The organism is Paenibacillus sp. GYB003, from assembly GCF_036577625.1.
Taxonomy (GTDB): domain Bacteria; phylum Bacillota; class Bacilli; order Paenibacillales; family NBRC-103111; genus Paenibacillus_AB.
On sequence record NZ_JARBDC010000032.1, the window covers coordinates 49,401 to 66,084 of the forward strand.

General features: G+C 57.5%; 21 protein-coding genes and 1 tRNA gene. 9 read left to right on the forward strand and 13 right to left on the reverse strand.

The annotated features are described in order from the left end of the window. The first annotated feature begins 15 nt into the window (after positions 1 to 15). The gene (locus PV407_RS11070; protein ID WP_332089980.1) at positions 16 to 402 is read left to right on the forward strand and encodes a DUF3054 domain-containing protein; all 387 of its coding nucleotides are present in this window, start codon (positions 16 to 18) and stop codon (positions 400 to 402) included. Between the two features lie 66 nt (positions 403 to 468). Here PV407_RS11070 and racE read toward each other — a convergent pair whose 3' ends face one another. The 3 genes from racE to PV407_RS11085 all read right to left on the reverse strand — a co-directional run bounded on the left by racE (position 469) and on the right by PV407_RS11085 (position 2,915). Next, positions 469 to 1,284, reverse strand: a complete 816-nt coding sequence (gene racE, locus PV407_RS11075) for a glutamate racemase (RefSeq protein ID WP_332089981.1) — start codon at positions 1,282 to 1,284, stop codon at positions 469 to 471. A gap of 107 nt (positions 1,285 to 1,391) precedes the next feature. After that, positions 1,392 to 2,408 (reverse strand): polysaccharide deacetylase family protein, encoded by a 1,017-nt coding sequence (locus PV407_RS11080; protein WP_332089982.1) that lies wholly within the window; start codon positions 2,406 to 2,408, stop codon positions 1,392 to 1,394. A 78-nt stretch (positions 2,409 to 2,486) separates the two neighbouring features. After that, on the reverse strand, positions 2,487 to 2,915 hold the full coding sequence (locus PV407_RS11085; RefSeq protein WP_332089983.1) for a disulfide oxidoreductase: 429 nt from the start codon (positions 2,913 to 2,915) through the stop codon (positions 2,487 to 2,489). Between the two features lie 202 nt (positions 2,916 to 3,117). Here PV407_RS11085 and PV407_RS11090 point away from each other — a divergent pair, with 202 nt between their 5' ends. Continuing rightward, entirely contained in the window at positions 3,118 to 4,239 is a 1,122-nt protein-coding gene (locus PV407_RS11090) for a phosphodiester glycosidase family protein (protein WP_332089984.1), read from the forward strand. Between the two features lie 177 nt (positions 4,240 to 4,416). Here the strand turns inward: PV407_RS11090 and PV407_RS11095 are convergent, their stop codons facing one another. Together PV407_RS11095 and PV407_RS11100 are read right to left on the reverse strand one after the other, a co-directional pair. After that, positions 4,417 to 4,791 carry a YtxH domain-containing protein gene (locus PV407_RS11095; RefSeq protein WP_332089985.1) on the reverse strand — a complete coding sequence of 125 codons (375 nt, stop codon included), beginning with the start codon at positions 4,789 to 4,791 and terminating at the stop codon, positions 4,417 to 4,419. Beyond that, positions 4,778 to 5,263, reverse strand: a complete 486-nt coding sequence (locus PV407_RS11100) for a DUF948 domain-containing protein (RefSeq protein WP_332089986.1) — start codon at positions 5,261 to 5,263, stop codon at positions 4,778 to 4,780. Before PV407_RS11100 ends, PV407_RS11095 begins: the two co-directional genes overlap by 14 nt. A gap of 366 nt (positions 5,264 to 5,629) precedes the next feature. Between PV407_RS11100 and PV407_RS11105 the strand changes: the two genes are divergently transcribed. Continuing rightward, positions 5,630 to 6,274, forward strand: coding sequence for a bifunctional 4-hydroxy-2-oxoglutarate aldolase/2-dehydro-3-deoxy-phosphogluconate aldolase (locus PV407_RS11105; protein WP_332089987.1), 645 nt, complete (start codon positions 5,630 to 5,632; stop codon positions 6,272 to 6,274). 106 nt (positions 6,275 to 6,380) lie between these two features. Here the strand turns inward: PV407_RS11105 and PV407_RS11110 are convergent, their stop codons facing one another. From PV407_RS11110 to PV407_RS11120, 3 genes are all read right to left on the reverse strand, one after another. After that, a complete protein-coding gene (locus PV407_RS11110) occupies positions 6,381 to 7,001 on the reverse strand; it encodes a helix-turn-helix transcriptional regulator (RefSeq protein WP_442951646.1) in 621 nt (206 codons plus the stop codon). Positions 7,002 to 7,173: 172 nt separating this feature from the next. Beyond that, a complete protein-coding gene (locus PV407_RS11115) occupies positions 7,174 to 7,605 on the reverse strand; it encodes a DUF86 domain-containing protein (protein WP_332089989.1) in 432 nt (143 codons plus the stop codon). A gap of 10 nt (positions 7,606 to 7,615) precedes the next feature. After that, a complete protein-coding gene (locus tag PV407_RS11120) occupies positions 7,616 to 7,756 on the reverse strand; it encodes a hypothetical protein (RefSeq protein ID WP_332089990.1) in 141 nt (46 codons plus the stop codon). A gap of 453 nt (positions 7,757 to 8,209) precedes the next feature. Between PV407_RS11120 and PV407_RS11125 the strand changes: the two genes are divergently transcribed. Further along, complete coding sequence (locus PV407_RS11125; protein ID WP_332089991.1) at positions 8,210 to 8,644, forward strand: LytTR family DNA-binding domain-containing protein; 435 nt, start codon at positions 8,210 to 8,212, stop codon at positions 8,642 to 8,644. Positions 8,645 to 8,697: 53 nt separating this feature from the next. Here the strand turns inward: PV407_RS11125 and PV407_RS11130 are convergent, their stop codons facing one another. The 3 genes from PV407_RS11130 to mobA all read right to left on the reverse strand — a co-directional run bounded on the left by PV407_RS11130 (position 8,698) and on the right by mobA (position 10,256). After that, complete coding sequence (locus tag PV407_RS11130) at positions 8,698 to 8,874, reverse strand: hypothetical protein (protein ID WP_332089992.1); 177 nt, start codon at positions 8,872 to 8,874, stop codon at positions 8,698 to 8,700. A gap of 144 nt (positions 8,875 to 9,018) precedes the next feature. Continuing rightward, positions 9,019 to 9,420 carry a phage holin family protein gene (locus tag PV407_RS11135; protein ID WP_332089993.1) on the reverse strand — a complete coding sequence of 134 codons (402 nt, stop codon included), beginning with the start codon at positions 9,418 to 9,420 and terminating at the stop codon, positions 9,019 to 9,021. Between the two features lie 221 nt (positions 9,421 to 9,641). Then, the gene (gene mobA / locus PV407_RS11140; protein WP_332089994.1) at positions 9,642 to 10,256 is read right to left on the reverse strand and encodes a molybdenum cofactor guanylyltransferase; all 615 of its coding nucleotides are present in this window, start codon (positions 10,254 to 10,256) and stop codon (positions 9,642 to 9,644) included. A 213-nt stretch (positions 10,257 to 10,469) separates the two neighbouring features. On the opposite strand from mobA, the gene ilvD reads away from it, so the two are divergent. Beyond that, complete coding sequence (ilvD, locus tag PV407_RS11145) at positions 10,470 to 12,155, forward strand: dihydroxy-acid dehydratase (RefSeq protein ID WP_332089995.1); 1,686 nt, start codon at positions 10,470 to 10,472, stop codon at positions 12,153 to 12,155. 64 nt (positions 12,156 to 12,219) lie between these two features. On the opposite strand, the gene PV407_RS11150 is transcribed toward ilvD, so the two are convergent. Next, positions 12,220 to 12,714, reverse strand: coding sequence for a hypothetical protein (locus tag PV407_RS11150; protein WP_332089996.1), 495 nt, complete (start codon positions 12,712 to 12,714; stop codon positions 12,220 to 12,222). Between the two features lie 214 nt (positions 12,715 to 12,928). On the opposite strand from PV407_RS11150, the gene PV407_RS11155 reads away from it, so the two are divergent. Beyond that, a tRNA-Ala gene (locus PV407_RS11155) sits at positions 12,929 to 13,001 on the forward strand. 487 nt (positions 13,002 to 13,488) lie between these two features. Here the strand turns inward: PV407_RS11155 and PV407_RS11160 are convergent. Next, the gene (locus PV407_RS11160; protein WP_332090084.1) at positions 13,489 to 14,214 is read right to left on the reverse strand and encodes a transcriptional regulator; all 726 of its coding nucleotides are present in this window, start codon (positions 14,212 to 14,214) and stop codon (positions 13,489 to 13,491) included. A 487-nt stretch (positions 14,215 to 14,701) separates the two neighbouring features. On the opposite strand from PV407_RS11160, the gene PV407_RS11165 reads away from it, so the two are divergent. The 3 genes from PV407_RS11165 (at position 14,702) to PV407_RS11175 (ending at position 16,585) form a co-directional block, all read left to right on the forward strand. After that, a complete protein-coding gene (locus PV407_RS11165; protein ID WP_332089997.1) occupies positions 14,702 to 15,133 on the forward strand; it encodes an SRPBCC domain-containing protein in 432 nt (143 codons plus the stop codon). Continuing rightward, positions 15,130 to 15,714: a DUF1697 domain-containing protein gene (locus PV407_RS11170; RefSeq protein WP_332089998.1), complete on the forward strand. Its 585-nt coding sequence runs from the start codon at positions 15,130 to 15,132 to the stop codon at positions 15,712 to 15,714. Before PV407_RS11165 ends, PV407_RS11170 begins: the two co-directional genes overlap by 4 nt. Positions 15,715 to 16,201: 487 nt before the next feature. Next, entirely contained in the window at positions 16,202 to 16,585 is a 384-nt protein-coding gene (locus PV407_RS11175) for a DoxX family protein (RefSeq protein WP_332089999.1), read from the forward strand. Positions 16,586 to 16,684: the final 99 nt, after the last annotated feature.

Here is a 16,684-nt window from a genome sequence, read left to right on the forward strand (position 1 = left end):
AGGAGTTTTGCAATCGTGCCTGCGCTGCTTCTCGCTTGCGGAGATTTGCTCGTTCTTTTTGTATTCGTGCTCGCCGGCCGCGAAGACCACGACCTGGCGTTTTCGCTTTCGGCCTCTTTGCAAACCGCTTTCCCGTTCGCGATCGGCTGGATCGTCGCCCTGCTCGTTTGCCGCACCTACCGGTTATCCGCCGTGGCGGCCCCGGGCAAAGCGGTTATGTACGCGCTGCTGACTTGCTTGGTCGCCGTACCGGTCGGCCTGCTCCTTCGTTCCTTCCTGCTCGGCAGACCGCCCGCCGGAACGTTCGCCGTCGTAGCTTTCCCGCTAATCGCCGCCTTTATGACCGTCTGGCGACTCGTATGCGTATGGCTGTTCCGACGGGCCCGCCAAGCCAAGCCTTGACGCGACAAAAAACGAACAGGCGCCGCGAATCGTCGCAGGCGCCTTGCTTTCGTCCGTATGCGATTGTCACGAACCGGATAAACGGGTCATCTGCCAAAATACGGGCGACACTTTGATCTGCTCGCCGAGCCATTCGAGCGCGATCGCCTGAAACGTCCCCGGGTCGCCGCTGCAAAAAAAACGGTGCACCGGAACGGCTCCCGACTGCTCGAGCTGTCCGCGATGATGCAAAATCGTGCTGATTTCCCGGGCCGTTTCGTCGGCCGAGCTGATGATCGCCACCCGCGGCCCGAGCACTTTGGAAATGATCGGCGCGAGAAACGGATAATGCGTACAGCCGAGTATCAAGCAGTCGATCGGGCTGCCGAGCAGCGGCTGAAGCGACTTCCACACCGCCTGCCCGGCCTCCTCCGACCGGTACATCCGCTTCTCCACGATCGGCACGAGGCTCGGACAGGCGAGGCTGACGACGCGGGCGTTCGGATTGATCGCCAGAAGCGACCTCGGATAAGCGCCGCTCGCTATCGTATTTTCCGTGCCGATGACGCCGATGAAGCCGGTTTTCGTCGCCTTGATCGCCGCGCGCGACCCCGGCTGGATGACGCCGACGACCGGGATGTCCACCTGCGAACGGATATGGTGGAGCGCGATCGCGGTCGCCGTATTGCATGCGATTACGATCATTTTCGGATTGAACTGAAGCAAGTAATCGACAATTTGTTCCGTAAAGCGTAACACTTCATCCGCGGCTCTCGGACCGTACGGCGCCCTCCCGGTATCGCCGAAGTAGACGATTTCCTCCTGAGGCAGCTGCCTCATCACTTCTTTGGCGACCGTCAGTCCTCCTACCCCGGAATCCAATATGGCGATCGCTTGACGCACGATATCGCTTCCTTTTCCTCGGCAGATGAAGACTACATACTACAATATGAGCGGGCCGAAGGAAACGTACCGGGTGACGGGCGTCCGGGAGCGGCATGCGATGCGCCTTATTTTTTCTGCAGCTCGTCGAGCGTGCCGAATTGATAGCCTTCCTTTTTGATCTCCTTCAAAATGCGGTCCATCGCTTCGATGTTTTCTTTCGACGCCTGATGCATCAAAATGATGTTGCCGTCGTGCAAATTGCCGATAATGTCGTTATAGGCGTCGTCCGCCCCGTTTTTGCGCGGCTCCCAATCTTTCATCGCGGTCGACCAGAAATACGACGTATAGCCGAGGTCCGACAGCAGCGTCAGCAGATGCGGGCTGTATTTGCCGTAAGGGAAGCGGAAATATTTGATCTGCTCTTCGCCCGTAATGCTTTTGTACAGCCGTTCGAACTCCTCGATTTCTTTCTTCACCTGCTCGTCGGTCAGCGTCGTGAAATCCTTGTGCGTCATCGTATGGTTGCCGACGGTATGGCCTTCCTCGCGCAGCAGCCTGATATAGTCCGGATTGTTTTTCAAATTATAGCCGGTGACGAAAAACGTCGCCTTGACGTCGTTGTCCCGCAGCGCCTTAAGCAGCGTCTTGTAATCGAGCAGCTCTCCGCCGACGTCGATCGTCAAGTATACTTTTTTCCCTTCCCCGACCCATACGGCCTTTTGCCCCGGCTTCAGCTGCTTTACCTCGGCGGGAAATCCGGGCACCTCGCCTTTTTTCTTCTTCATGTAGTACCAGGAAACCCCTTTTTTGTCCGCGACCGTCGGTTTGGCCGTTTGCTTCGGCGGCTGGTACGTTTGCGACTGCACCGTTTGTCCGGCGGGCGCCGTGTCCGGCTTCGCCGCCTCCGGCTTCGCCGCCTCCGGCTCTTTTTTCGGCTCCTCGAGCGGCTTGCTTTCCTTGACCGGCTCGGACGCCGGCTTGCCCGGATCGGACGGCGACTTGCTTTCCGTCTGCGGCTGAACCGGCTTCGTTTCCGGATTCGGTTGCGGGACGCCGGCGCCTTCCTCCGCGGTCTTCGAGCACGCCGCAAGCAGCGTGGCGGCCGCGAGAGCGGCTGCCAGTAACGAACTCCATTTGCGCATGCGATCCCTCCTCGCGTTGCTACGTATTCGACGGCGAAGGGACGTATCCCTGTAGGCCGGTTGTCCTTATTTCGGCGATTATGCGTTCTTGGTCCGATCGATGCGCCAAAGAACGAGATGAATGGCCGTAATGAGCGTAAACGCGGTCAGCGCCAAAAACGGGATCGTCACGAAGCCGAACCAGTTGATATACTGCGCGTCGCAAGGAACGATGCCGCACGAGAACGAGTTCGACGGGAACAAGTCGGTCTTTTCCATCAAATAATGATAGAGCGAAATGCATCCCCCGAGTATCGTCATCGGCAGCACGTACATGTACACCTGCTGCTTGCGTACCGCGGCGATGCCCAGCAGGAATACTTGCGGATACATCAAAATGCGCTGATACCAGCACAGCTTGCAAGGCAAGTAGCCTTTGACCTCGGAAAAATACAGACTCCCCAGCATGGCGACCAGCGCGATCGCCCATGACAGATGAAGGCCGTTTTCGGCCATGAATTTGCGCATGTTACGCGTGCTCTCCTCTCCAACCTTTCTCCCTTTCGCACTCCTTCTCTATTATAGAGGATCGAAGCTCCGTTTGGAAACCGACGCGCAGCGCCGCCGAAGCGGGCCGAAAGGAGGAGACGCCGCGATCGATTTGAAACTTTTTGTCGATTCGTACGTCAATTGTATTGAACTCCCAAACCGGTATTAGAAAGGAATTTCGATGAATCCGAAACCTGTGCAGCGCACGACCGCGCCGCCGGTGCCGCAGCGTTCGAGAAAACGGAAAAAAAAGCGGCGGGCATGGCGGTTGCTGCGAAACTTGACGATTTTGACGGCGATATCGGGCGCGCTGTTCGGCGGCTGGTTTTTCTTGACCGCATCCGGCACCGAGCTTCGCTATATGATGGCCGATACGCTTATTACGACCCAGCACCGGCATTGGGCGAAATATTTGATCGGTCAGGAAGGGCTCGACCGGCAAGTCGCCAAATATACGGAGCAATTCGCGAAAATGTCGGAAACGACGAGCACGATCAGCGTCCAAGTGCCGACGCCGCGGGAGGAAGCGAAAAAGCCGGATGAGCCGCCCGTCAAGATCGAGGCCATCGAAGGGCCGAAGTTCAAAGGCCACCTGCTTATCGTCCGCGACCCGAAAAAAATTCGTCTCGCCGTTCCGGACAAAGTCGGCAAGGGCGAGAAAGTGTCGAGCATGGTAAAGCGGACCGGGGCGATCGCCGGCGTCAACGCGGGCGGGTTCGTCGACCCCGAATGGAAGGGCAACGGCTTTCAGCCGACCGGCATCGTCATTTCCGGAGGCAACATTTTTTACAACGACGGCTCGATGACGACGCCGACTTCGATCGTCGGCATCGACAAGGAAGGGCGGATGGTCGCCGGCCGGTATACGCCGAAGCAAATGCTCGAGATGGGCGTGCAGGAGGCGGTCACGTTCACGCCGAAGTTCATCAACGACGGCAAAGGGCTGATCAAAAGCCCGGCGGACGGCTGGGGCATCGCACCGCGCACCTGCATGGCGCAAACCGCCGACGGCACGATTTTGTTCGCGATCGTCGACGGGCGCCAGCCGCACAGCATCGGCGCGACGCTGTACGACATCCAGCAAATTTTTTTGGAGAAAGGCGCGATTATCGCCGCGAACCTGGACGGAGGCTCCTCGACCGTGCTCGTTCACAACAACGAGATCGTCAATAAACCGGCCAGTCCGTACGGCGAACGGTATTTGCCGACCGCGTTTCTCGTCTTCGACGATCCGGCGCACGCGCCGATCCGCAACATTTGGGAAGGGCTCGACATCAGCAAAATCGACCCGTCCAAATGGTAATGCCGCGCCGTGGTGTCCGTTAAACTTTGAAAACGGCCGCTTTCGACGAATTAGCGTCCCCGGCGTCCGTTCGAAATTGTCCGGCTCGCCGGTTTTTTCCGCATTCGGCCCTCCGCGCGAAAACGTTGAAAAAGCAGAGGCCCCGGATCCCGGGGCCTTTTTTTCGCGCCTTCGCGTCTATTTCAATTCGCGCCGCACGAGCACGTCGGCGTCGGCCGGCATCATTTCCTCTTCCGCAGCGGTCGCCGTCTCTTTGCGCGCTTCCTTCCACGCCTTCACTTCTTCCGATACGGACTCGACGACTTCCTTCGCTTTTTGCACCCATTCGCCGGTTTGCTCCGACACTTGCTTGGCGATCACCTGCGTCTTGCTGCCGACCGTCTCCGCCAGCGCCTGCGTTTTTTCGCCGAGCAGGTGCGCCTGCTCGGAGATGTCCGCTCTCAGCTCCTTGCCGCTTTTCGGAGCGAGCAGCAGCGCCGTTACGGCGCCGAGAACGCCTCCGACGATGGCGCCGAGCAAAAAATCTTTCCCTCTTCCGCTATGTTCGGACATCGCTATCATCCCTTTCGTTTCGTTTTGACGGCCGCGATTCGCTTTGCTGTTTTCGGGATTGCCATTTGCGCCACAAATGGACGGCGAGCGACGCCCATTCCACCAGCTCCGCGGTCGTATTCCGCTCCTTGACCGCCTTCTCCCCGGCGAGTCGGACCGAATTCGATACGGTGGCGGACACTTGCTTGACGGAAGCCGTAATTTGATGGACCGATTCTCCGACCTGCCCGATGGAATGAAACAGCGTATCCAGCGATTTCATTTTGCCTTGCACGTCATCGGCGATTTGCTGCGTCTGCCGCATCAGCTTCACGGTTTCGCCGCTGATCGCGTCCATTTTCGCGTCGATGTGGGCGAGCGTCTCGTTCACTTGCTTCAAGGAAGCTCTGGCGGATTGCAGTGCGGCGACGAGAAAGACGACCAGAACGATAAAGGCGGCGGCTATGCATGCTACGCTTATTTGAATGATCATGACGGCTTCACCTCTCTTGTTACCCGCGATTCGATTCCCGAAAGTCCGGCGAGCGTCCCGCTCACGGTCGCATGGTGGATGGGATACATCCCGGAGTTTGCTGCCAGGGCGAATGCCCAGTTCTAAGTTTATTATAAGTTCATCGGCATTCGTTTGACACAGCCGATCGCAAAAAAAATCGTAAAAATTGTCGACGCTCGTCACGACCCGGCCTGTTTGCGCCGAATATTCGGGAGGGCCGAGGCCGTCGCGGCGCCGCGCATTAGACGGCTTCGCCCGGTCAAGCTATAATAGAGAGCATAGTGTCCGTCCGAATATGCGACAGCCGCGTGCAGCGGTCACATTTTACGCAGAAGGGGTAAAGTCATGGAACGCGAGCAAGGATTGTCCGAAATCAGTCGCACCCGCATTATCGCCATTGTCCGCGGCGTTCGCGAAGCCGATGTCGAACGGCTGGCCGAAGCGCTGCTCGAAGGCGGCATAACCGTACTCGAAATTACGCTCAATACGCCGGGAGCGCCCGGTATGATCCGCCGGCTGCAGGACGTTTGCGGCGACCGGATGTTTATCGGAGCCGGCACCGTCCTGGATACCGACGATTTGCAAACCGCTCTGGAGGCCGGGGCCTCGTTCATCGTCACTCCGAACACGGACGAAGACGTCATCCGGCGATGCCGCGATGCCGGCATCCCGATTTTCCCCGGCGCAATGACGCCCTCGGAAGTCGTGCGCGCCTGGAAAGCGGGCGCGACGGCCGTCAAGCTGTTTCCGAGCGCGAGCCTCGGGCTCGAATACATCAAGGAGCTGCAGGGGCCGCTGAAGCATATCCCGATGGTCGCCGTCGGCGGCGTCAACACGGAAAACATCGCCGACTTTATCGACATCGGCTGCCATGCGGTCGGCATCGGCAGCTATGTCGTCAACCTCAACGAAATCGCGGCGGGAAACTTCGATTGGGTCCGGCAGCGCGCCGCGCAGCTGATCGCCAATGTGCCGGCCCCGCGGAATTGAATAAGGCTTGCGACAAGGCGCCTCGCCTGAAGCCGCCACTTGCGCGCCGCGAAAGCAAAAACACCGGCTGCCCGTCCGAAGGACGGTGTTCGCCGGTGTTTCGCGTTTACTTCCCCTTTTTATCGGCCGCGATATGGTAGACGCACTTGCCGCCGCCTTTGGCCAAACATTCGGTCCGCTCCACCTTCGTCTCGAGCAGCTCCTCGAACAGCTGCTGCTCGCATTCGCAAGCTTCGCCGTATTGTCCCGCCACCTGCGAGATCGGGCAATTGAACTCCTGGAGCACGAAACCGCCCTCGGTCCGCTCCCAGTTCGCCATATACCCGCCGGCGTTTTGAATATCCGCGAGACTTTCGACCTTCTCCTCCAGCGTCTTGCCTTCCATGATCGGCTCGTACTTGTGAAGCAGCCGCTCCTTCCGCTTGCCGAACAGCTCGGCGACAAGCCCGCCGTCGATCTCGCCCAGCAAATCGAGCGCCAGCGTATGGTAATTTTTCGGGAACAAATCTTCTGCCGCTTCGGTCAAACGATATACGTGCATCGGCCTGCCCATGCTTTGCCGAACGATATGCGAATCGATATAGCCGTCCCGCTCGAGCGTGTTCAAGTGGCGCCGTACGGCCATCTCGGTGATAGCCAGCCGTTTGGCCATTTCGCTTACGCCGAGGGGTCCGCTGGTCTTGAGCATTTTAACGATCGTTTTTCTGGTGGAGGATTCCTGTTCCATATCCAACTCGCTCACGCCCCCCCTTGTCTGCTGGCGCACCCGAACAGGCGGATACGCGCTTATCGTCATTTTACCGCAAAAACGGACATTCGTAAATTAGTAAACAACATTGTTTCAAAAATAGGCGGAAGCGGAGGCGCATCGCCTCGGATGCATGCCCGCCGCTGCCCTTTTATGCCAATTCTTTCTCGATAAACCGCCGGACCGACTCGCCGAATTCGGTCAACAGCTCCGGCAGCCGGGCCGTAAGCGGATGAAGCTTGTCCCTTTCGGCGCGGGCGTATTCCTGCACGAGCGGCTTGCGCAATCGAACGAGCTGCTGCAGCGGCTCGTACAGCTCTTTCGCGAACACGCCTTCTCCGTAAACGATATCCACGATATCCTCGTAGCTGCTCGCGTCCCGCATCAAAAAACCGTCGATCAGCAAGCTGCCCACATCGGTTACGAGCTCGACGGACAAGTGCAGCACGCGCTCCTGCGCCAGCATCCGGATCAAGTCCGGCCGGTCGCCCTCCCATTCCGCCGCCAGCCTTTCGGCCGCTTCGGACAGCACCGGAATCATATTCAGCCTTTCGCCGATCTGCTCATGATTGACATAATACATACCGTTCCCCCTACTTTCCGCCGCGCTTGCGCTTGTTCCATTTGGCCCATACGATGACCGCGATAAAAGTAAGCGCGATAATGAGCACTACGAACATCGCCTGCCCGATGTCTTCCATTTCCAGCTTCGCTGCCGCCGGCAACCCGTACATTCGTTTCACCATCCTACCGATTGAAAAGCGGCCGATCCGTCGAAAAAGCCGCTGTCGTCTTCATCAGTTTAGCTTTGCCGGTTGCCGTCGTCAAGAAAACGCGCGAGCGCCGGACCGCGCGGAAGCCGTCGGCGAAAACGGCGTTTTCGGCGTCCCGTCTTCGCGTTCCGTCCTGCTTTTCGCTGTAAATCTACCTTTTTTAACAATTATCGTGTATAGTTAAACTAGAACATTCGCATGCGGCACGAGGAGAGGGAAGCGAAGAATGGTCGGAATTTGGGTGTTGCTCGGCATCATGACGGTCGTTATTATCGGCATTTTCATCTATGCCTTGAATAAAGGGTACTCGAAGAAATGGGACGAATGAACCGCAAAAGCGCCGATCGGGGATTGTCACACTTTGGGAATTGTTGTAAAATAGAGGCGGAATAGACTTTAACGGAGGAAAAAGCCATGATGATCCCCGTCCTGAAAGCAAAAAACGAGCAGGAAACGGAGCTCGTAATGCTCGACTTAAACGACGTTTTGTATATCAACATCGAGAAACGAAACATCGTCTACCATACGCTCGACGAGAAATATTACCATCTGTCCACGTTGTCCGAGCTTTACGATCATTTCTTCGACTGCGGCTTCGATCTGCTGGACAAAACGAATCTCGTCAATTTGAATAAAATCAAAAAGCTCGACAGCAAGCAGGGCAAAATTTACTTCGAAGAACATCCGACCAGCGACAGCAAATACGCCACGGTAGCCTTCATCAAGCAAAAGATGTTCCACAACGTCATCTCCCGCGCAATCGCCAACAATACGAACACAAGCCTGGAGTACAGCGCCAAGCCGACTGGCGACAATTTCCGCATCGTCCCCCGAACTTCGGAAGACTAATCGAGCAGACGCCCATTATGCGTAAAAAAGAACCTTTCCGAAGAAAGGTTCTTTCATTTTGTTTCCGCGAGGCTGCCGTTCATGTAGACGGTCCGGATCGGCTGGGCGGCCTCTTTCATAATTTCCAGCTGCTTGAAGCAGCGGCTGAGCACGAGCAGCTTCTCCTCCGCCTCGTGCTTCGTCAGCGGCGAGCCGAGTTTTTTCCCTTTGTAGCTTATGTAGTAAGGCATGCTCTCCAGCCTCCTTTGCATTCTTTCTTTCAAGCGGCTCTGATGGTGACCTTCTACTAATGTATACGTGCGCCGAACGAAAAATGTTACCGTAGCATAAATATTTTTTTTACGTTTTTTGATATATTTCGACATTCGTTCCGGTTATTTCGTGTCGTCCTGCTTATTTTTCAGCACTTCGATGAGCTTGCGTACCCGGTCCGGCAGCGGCAATCCCAGCTTTCCGCAATTTTCGGTTATCGAGACCAGTTCGTTAGCCATATAAAAATAAATAAACCCGACCATAAACAGGTTCGTGCCGAGCAGCAAATCGAACCGATGGCCGATCATGACGATGACGACCATCAACCCTTTTTTCCATATGCCCCAAAACCCTTTCAGGCTGTTCAATCCTCTTCCTTGCTTTAACGAAGCGGCTATTCCCGTCGCATAGTCGACCGCGATCAATAGAAAAAACAGCTGCACCAACTCACTCCAGCCCCCGAACATGTAGTTTAACGCCGCTCCGACGATGCCGACCGCACTGCTGAAGCCGAATTGCTGCATGGCGACCGATCCCTCCCCCCGCCTTGTTTCTATCAGAATATGCGCAAAATAATAGAAACGTGACGGGTTCTCCGGCGGAAATCGACGCCTTCGCGCCGCTTTACGGCCGAAACGAAAAAAGCTTTGTCTCTCAATGGAGACAAAGCTTTCAACTTCCCGGCTTTATGACGTTTGAAACAGGGCGGCCGCCGGTCGCCGGTCGGATGCGCCGCCGCAGCCGCTCAGCCGCGCCGCGAGGCGTCCGCATCCATCCGCAGCGCTTCGCTCCACTCCTCGGGCGTATTCGCGTTGACCGCAAACCGCGAATCGATGCCGCGTTCGACGAATTCGTCTTCCTCGGCCGCCTCCCAGCGAACGGCATCGAGCAGCGCCGTCACGCGAAGCGTCCCCGCCTCCAGCAGCTTGCGAACGGCCGCCGCGCACGCCGTTCGATACACCGCATGGAGCGGCTGCAGCCGGCCCGCGATTCGCGGCACGACGGCGTCCAGCTCCGGCCGCAGCCGGCTCCGCATGTACGCGGCGGCGTCCGCCGAAACGAACGGCATGTCGCAGCCGACGATCCATGCGCATTCGCCGCGGGCGGCGGACAGCGCCGCGTGAATGCCGCCGAGCGGGCCCGAATCGGGGTAGACGTCCTTGGCGACCCGCACGGATTCGCCGGCCAACCCCGCAAACGGGCCGCCGTCGTTCGCGACGATCACGATTTCTCCGCATACCGGAGACATCAGGCGAATTTGCCGCTCGACGAGCGTTTCCCCGCCGATCGTCAGAAGCGCCTTCGGGCGCCCGCCCATTCTTCGGTTTTTCCCGCCCGCCAGCACGACTCCGGTCAGCATGCGCGAGTCTCCCCTTTCGTGTTCGATTCGATAGAATCTATTTCGATTTGATCTCCGCTTGTTCCTGCGCTGCCGCCGAACCCGCTTCCCGAATAAAACTGTGACGGAAATAGAGCATATTTCGCTTTTTTTTGATAAGATAGAATATAGTTATTTTATTCGACGCATCCGTGCCGAACTACTTCATGTTGGAATCGAGGAGGAACATGCTTTATGTCTAAAGCCAAAATGAGATCGGACATGATCAAGCGGGGATTCGACCGCGCGCCTCACCGCAGCTTGCTGCGCGCCGCGGGCGTTAAGGAAGAGGATTTCGACAAACCGTTTATCGCGGTATGCAACTCGTATCTCGACATCGTACCGGGTCACGTCCATTTGCAGGAATTCGGCCGCATCGTCAAGGAAGCGATTCGCGAAGCGGGCGGCGTTCCGTTCGAATTCAATACGATCGGCGTCGACGACGGGATCGCGATGGGCCATATCGGCATGCGCTACTCGCTGGCGAGCCGCGAAATTATCGCCGACTCCGTGGAAACGATGGTGAACGCGCATTGGTTCGACGGCATGGTGTGCATCCCGAACTGCGACAAAATTACGCCGGGGATGATGATGGCCGCCCTGCGCGTCAACATCCCGACGATCTTCGTCAGCGGCGGGCCGATGAAAGCCGGACGGACGAAGGACGGCCGCGCCATCTCGCTCACCTCCGTCTTCGAAGGCGTCGGCGCTTACATGACCGGCAAAATCGACGAGAAAAGCTTGGAGGAGCTCGAGCAATACGGCTGTCCGACGTGCGGCTCGTGCTCGGGCATGTTTACCGCCAACTCGATGAACTGTCTCGCCGAGGTGCTCGGCCTTGCGCTGCCGGGCAACGGCACCATTCTCGCCGTCGCACCGGAACGCCGCGAATTCGTGAAAAAATCGGCGAAGCAGCTGATGGAGCTCATCAAGCTGGACCTGAAGCCGCGCGACATCGTGACGAAAGCTTCGATCGACAACGCGTTCGCGCTCGACATGGCGATGGGCGGCTCCACGAACACGGTGCTGCATACGCTCGCGCTGGCGCGCGAAGCGGAGATCGACTATCCGATCGAGCGCATCAACGAAGTGGCGAAGCGCGTTCCGTACTTGTGCAAGCTCGCGCCGGCATCCGACCATCACATCGAAGATTTGCACAATGCGGGCGGCGTCAGCGCGATCATCAACGAGCTGTTCAAGAAGGAAGGCGCTCTGGACGGCAGCGTGATGACCGTATCCGGCAAGACGCTTCGCGAAAACGTCGCCGGCTGCGACATTACCGATCCGACCGTCATCCGGTCGATCGAGGATCCGCACAGCAAGGAAGGCGGCCTGTCCGTCATGTTCGGCAACCTCGCCCCGAACGGCTCGATCATCAAAGTCGGCGCGGTCGACAAATCGGTCGGCGGCTACCATCGCGGACCGGCGATTTGCTTCGACTCGCAGGACGAAGCGCTGGCCGGCATCGCGAACGGCAAAGTGAAGGAAGGCCACGTCGTCGTCATCCGCTACGAAGGGCCGAAAGGCGGTCCGGGCATGCCGGAAATGCTCGCCCCGACGTCGCAAATCGTCGGCATGGGCCTCGGCACGAAGGTCGGGCTCATCACGGACGGCCGGTTCTCCGGCGCCTCCCGCGGCATCTCGATCGGCCACGTTTCCCCGGAAGCGGCCGAGGGCGGTCCGATCGCGTTCGTGCGCGACGGCGACATGATCGAGCTCGACATGAACAACCGGACGATTACGCTCGAGGTCAGCGACGAGGAGCTGGAACGCCGCCGCGCGGAGTGGAAAGGCTTCGAGCCGAAAATCAAACGCGGCTATCTCGCCCGTTACTCCGCTCTCGTTACGAACGCCAGCCAGGGCGGCGTCATGAAAATGTAAGACGAAATGGAAGAACGAATTGCAAAAACCCGGCCAAGCCGGGTTTTTTGCATTCGCCAAGCCATCAATTCGCCCCCTTCGCTTTGGTCTCTTGCCGCTTGGCCAAATGGCGGACGATCGGGTACAGCGCGTTCAGGTCGTCGATCGGCAATCGGTCGATCAGCAGCAAAAGCTCTTCCTTGATTGGAAGCTCTTTAGGGCCGGATTCCTTCCCGGCGGTCGATTCCGGGTTATGCTTGTCCGTCTGCCCGACCGAAGGTTCCGCATGCTCCTGCTCTTGCTGCTCCTGCCGCTTCTTGCTCCCGTCCTCGGGTCGAACCGATTCGCCGACGTCGGCCTCGGTCCGCTTCGTTTCGGCCGACAGCGCATCCTCGATTTGCGTCAGCGAAATATTTTCGACGCTTTTTTTATCCTCGTCGTAAAACAAAATCGTTTGCCGTTCCGCATCGAACGAGTATACTCTCCCATGCGCCACTTTCTTGTGCCCGGCATGGATGTAGTGCATCTCGATGATGCATTGCGAATTTTTCCATTGGTTCAATAAATCCAATATGCCCATTCGCCGCTACCCCGCTTGCATCCAGTTTCTATTGCTATTTTACTATATCATTCCCGAATCCAATGTAAAGATTGGAAAGCATTTTACCGGTCCGAAGACGAGCGATTACGGTCATTTCGGATTGGGAAAACAAACTGTCAAAAACCAGTTGCAAACGATAGGACGGATGTTGTATACTAAAAAAGTCGCTTGAACGAGCAGCATCAAATCGCCTGGGGCCATAGCTCAGCTGGGAGAGCGCATCGCTGGCAGCGATGAGGTCAGGGGTTCGATCCCCCTTGGCTCCATAACAAACGAAAGCTCCACTCGAAAGAGTGGGGCTTTCGTTTGTTACAGAAGTTGGGGAGCGAACCCCTGCAGGGGTTCAGACCGCGCGGACGTAGCGTAGCGAAGGAGCACGGCATCGAAATCTTCCGCTGCGATCGGCTTCGTCGAAACCGCATCTCCGCAAAGTAAATCAGGATTCTCGATATCCCCCTTGGCTCCATAACAAAAAACGCGGACCTATTGGTTCGCGTTTTTATTATGTCCAAGGGCCGGAGCGAACCCCTGCAAGGGGTTCAGACCGCGCGCACGCAGCGTCGCCGAAGAGCGTAACGGACACCACGGACGCTAATATGCGAAAAACAGCCGATTTCAAATTTTAACGGTCACCACAGCGCTTATTCATCCCGAAACGGTGACGAAAGAAGCATTTTTCACGAAATAGCTGCATCTGTGTCCTTTAAAACTCAAATTTCTCGAAAATGGCCTCAATAGCGGCCGCCATGTCCGTTAGCCCCTACCCCTAGCCCTTCCGCCTTCCGCCTTCCGCCCTGCCCCGTCCCGCGTTCGGTTTGCTTCGGCGCTCTCCTCCAAACGCAGCCGATAAGTGCGATATCGCTGCCTGCCGCTGGCAACCGACAGCATATTTCGCTCGACCAGCCCATGCAAAATACGCCGGGTATGCCGCTCGGAAAGCCGAAGATGACCGGCAAGATCGGCTGCGGAAAAAGAATGCGGCAAACGGCGAGCGAAGCGAATCGTTTCCGCTTCGGCCCAATCCAAATCGGACGACAGAGGGGTGGAGACGAACTTTCCGATAAAGGCCAGTATGAGCTGCTTGCAATATTCCGGCTCTTCGACTATGGAGAGATAGGCGACGGAGAGCAGGGTCCAATCATCAAGCACTAGCATCGAATGCTTTTTGCACAAATCTTTGAAGCGGGTAACCCCGATATCCCGGGCGTGCGATCGAAAGTCTTGGATCTCGATGCAGCCTTTGGCGCCCCCCGGCATATACGCAAGGTCGAGATAACGAACGGCGTTGTACATATCCCGGACCTCCCATTCGGGGTACAGATGGTCCAAATTCCCGACGGCCGGGAACCAACAGGATCGCAGAAACTCCACGGTGCCGTGAGTCAAACCCTTTTCGAGAAGCTCGCGTCTTCTCTGATTTTTCTCGTCCGCCATGTTCCGCTGCAGCCACTCCTCGTACGTTTTCGCAAATAGGCTCATTGCCCAAATCCCCCTTTCGCCGGCAAACAAAAAAGCCGCTTCAATACGGCAGCCTCAGATGGATGCTCGTATTCAAGCGGCATGTGCTTCACGCCGATACCCGTTACGATAAAAGTATACACGATTCTTTAAAATACCTCAATACGCCGGACACCTCGCAAGGTTTTGACGCGAATGGGGTCAACAATCGTTGTTGTCTCGCAGTAGGGATCACGACGAAGAGACCGTGCTCCGGTTGTGGCGCGAGGCGGTCGAAACCGGCGGCTCCTTCTTTAACGGCCCGAACAGCGTCGTCAGCAGGGTGAACTTAAAGCGGCGGTTGCGGGAAGATGGCGGCCCCGTCGAACCGAGGTTCGCGCCCCCTTCTCGCGTTGACGGGGCGTTTCGTGGTAACATGAAACAACCGGTACGAACCGATCCGGCATTATACGATGCAAAGGATGTGAGCATATGGTCAACCACGAATCCGGCGGCAACAGCTTGACTTATGAGGTGTCGATCGCCGCCGGGCCCGGAGCGGGTATGGGAGGCGATCGCAACTTCCGAAGGGACCAAAGCGACGTTGTTCGGTTGCCGCATCGAGTCCGCTTTCGAACCCGGCGCGCGGGTCGAGTTTCGCGGTCCCGGCCCGGACGGCGACGACACGCTGCACGTGTACGGTTTCGTTAAGCGATTCGAGCCGTGCGTCGAATTCCGCTACGAGCAGCATCCGGCTCCGGCTTACAACGAGCATCACGAATCCGTATTTTGCGACATGACGTACAAACTGATCGCGGAAAACGATACGACCCGCCTGCTCCTGACGTGCGAATGGTCCGCCGGGAACCCGGGGTACGAGCATGCGAAAGCCGAATATCCGGCGTCGTCCTATATGGATGCGATCAAGCGGTTCGCCGAATCGAAGGCGGCGACGCCATGACGATCCATATCGCGCTGCTTCGGGGAATCAACGTCGGCGGCAAAAACAAGATCAAGATGGCGGATTTAAGGGAAGCGCTCGGCAAGCTCGGGCTCGCCCGGGTTCAAACGTACATCCAGAGCGGGAACATCTTGTTCGAATCGGACGAGGACGAAGCGGCGCTGCGGGAGCGGATCGAACGGGGAATCGAGAGCTCGTTCGGCCTTCCCATCAAGGTCGTGCTGAGAACGTCGGAGGAACTTGGCAAAATCGCCGCAAGCCGCCCGTTTTCGGACGAGCAAATCGCCGAGGCGGACGCCTCCGGGGAGGGCGAAAGCTTGTACGTCGCGATGCTGGCAAGCGAGCCGCCGACCGAGCGAATCGGCAAGCTTAAAGCCGCTAGCGACATTACGGGCGACCTGTTCCATATCGAGGGCCGGGATATCTATTTGCTGTTTCGCGGCAGCGTCCGCGATTCGAAGCTGATGGTCCCGGTGGAGAAGCTGGGCGTAACGACGACTACGCGCAACTGGAAAACGGTAAGCAAGCTCGCGGAACTGGCAGGCGAAATGGCGCGCGTCGCGGCGAAGCAGCCGACATAGACGCTTCCCTGCGGACAGGCTGCCCGGGTGCCGGCTTTCCGAAGCCGGCAATCCGTGTTGCCGGCCGCCGACGATCGGGCAACGACCTTTAACGAACTTAGCGATCGTTATCGGGGCCGAATGCGGGGGTTGCATGTTGTAATGAACCCCAATAACGCTATTTCCGGCAAATCGGACCGTTTTCTTCCATTTTCGGCTCAATACCGATATCCCGGTTCGTTAGCTTGGAAAAACGATCGTTTTTCCGCCCATAAGCATCTTAGGATTCGTTAGACATCGCTCCGCGCGCGCTTCCCCAGCCTCCTTTTGCGACCGAATGATTTTGAGCGACGACCGGCGCTCCGTTGGCGGCAGCGGCGGCTCGTAGACCATTGCGGCGTCGTCCGGACGGCCGGCGGGCAAGTTGCGAAAATGGCAATCCGGAAGAAATATCGCTTCTTCGTTTATGCTACGATTAACGTACATTACTCGAAAAGGTGGATAAACGATGGGAAACACGAATTCGAAAGGCCGGCTTTGGACCGGCCGCATAATGAGCGGCATCGTCATTTTGTTCATGCTGTTCGACGGCATCTCCAAGCTGTTCAAGCCCGCCGTCGTGGTGGAGGGGACGACGACGCTCGGGTTCGCCGAGCATCATATCGTGCTGATCGGCATTCTCGCGCTGATCCCGACGATTTTGTACGCGATCCCGCGTACGTCCATTCTCGGCGCCGTGCTGTTGACCGGATTTTACGGAGGCGTTATCGCGACGCATGTTCGCATGGACGCCCCGCTGTTCACGCATACGCTGTTCCCGGTTTATTTGGCGATTCTCGCCTGGGTCGGCTTATGGCTCCGCAACGAAAAAGCGCGCAGCTTCTTGTCGTAATTCCGGCTTTGCCCGACATTCGATTATACCGCGCCCTTTTGGAGGCAGCACGCGACTCGCCGCGAAGCGAGCGCGCGCATGCGCGGCCGAGGCCGAGGC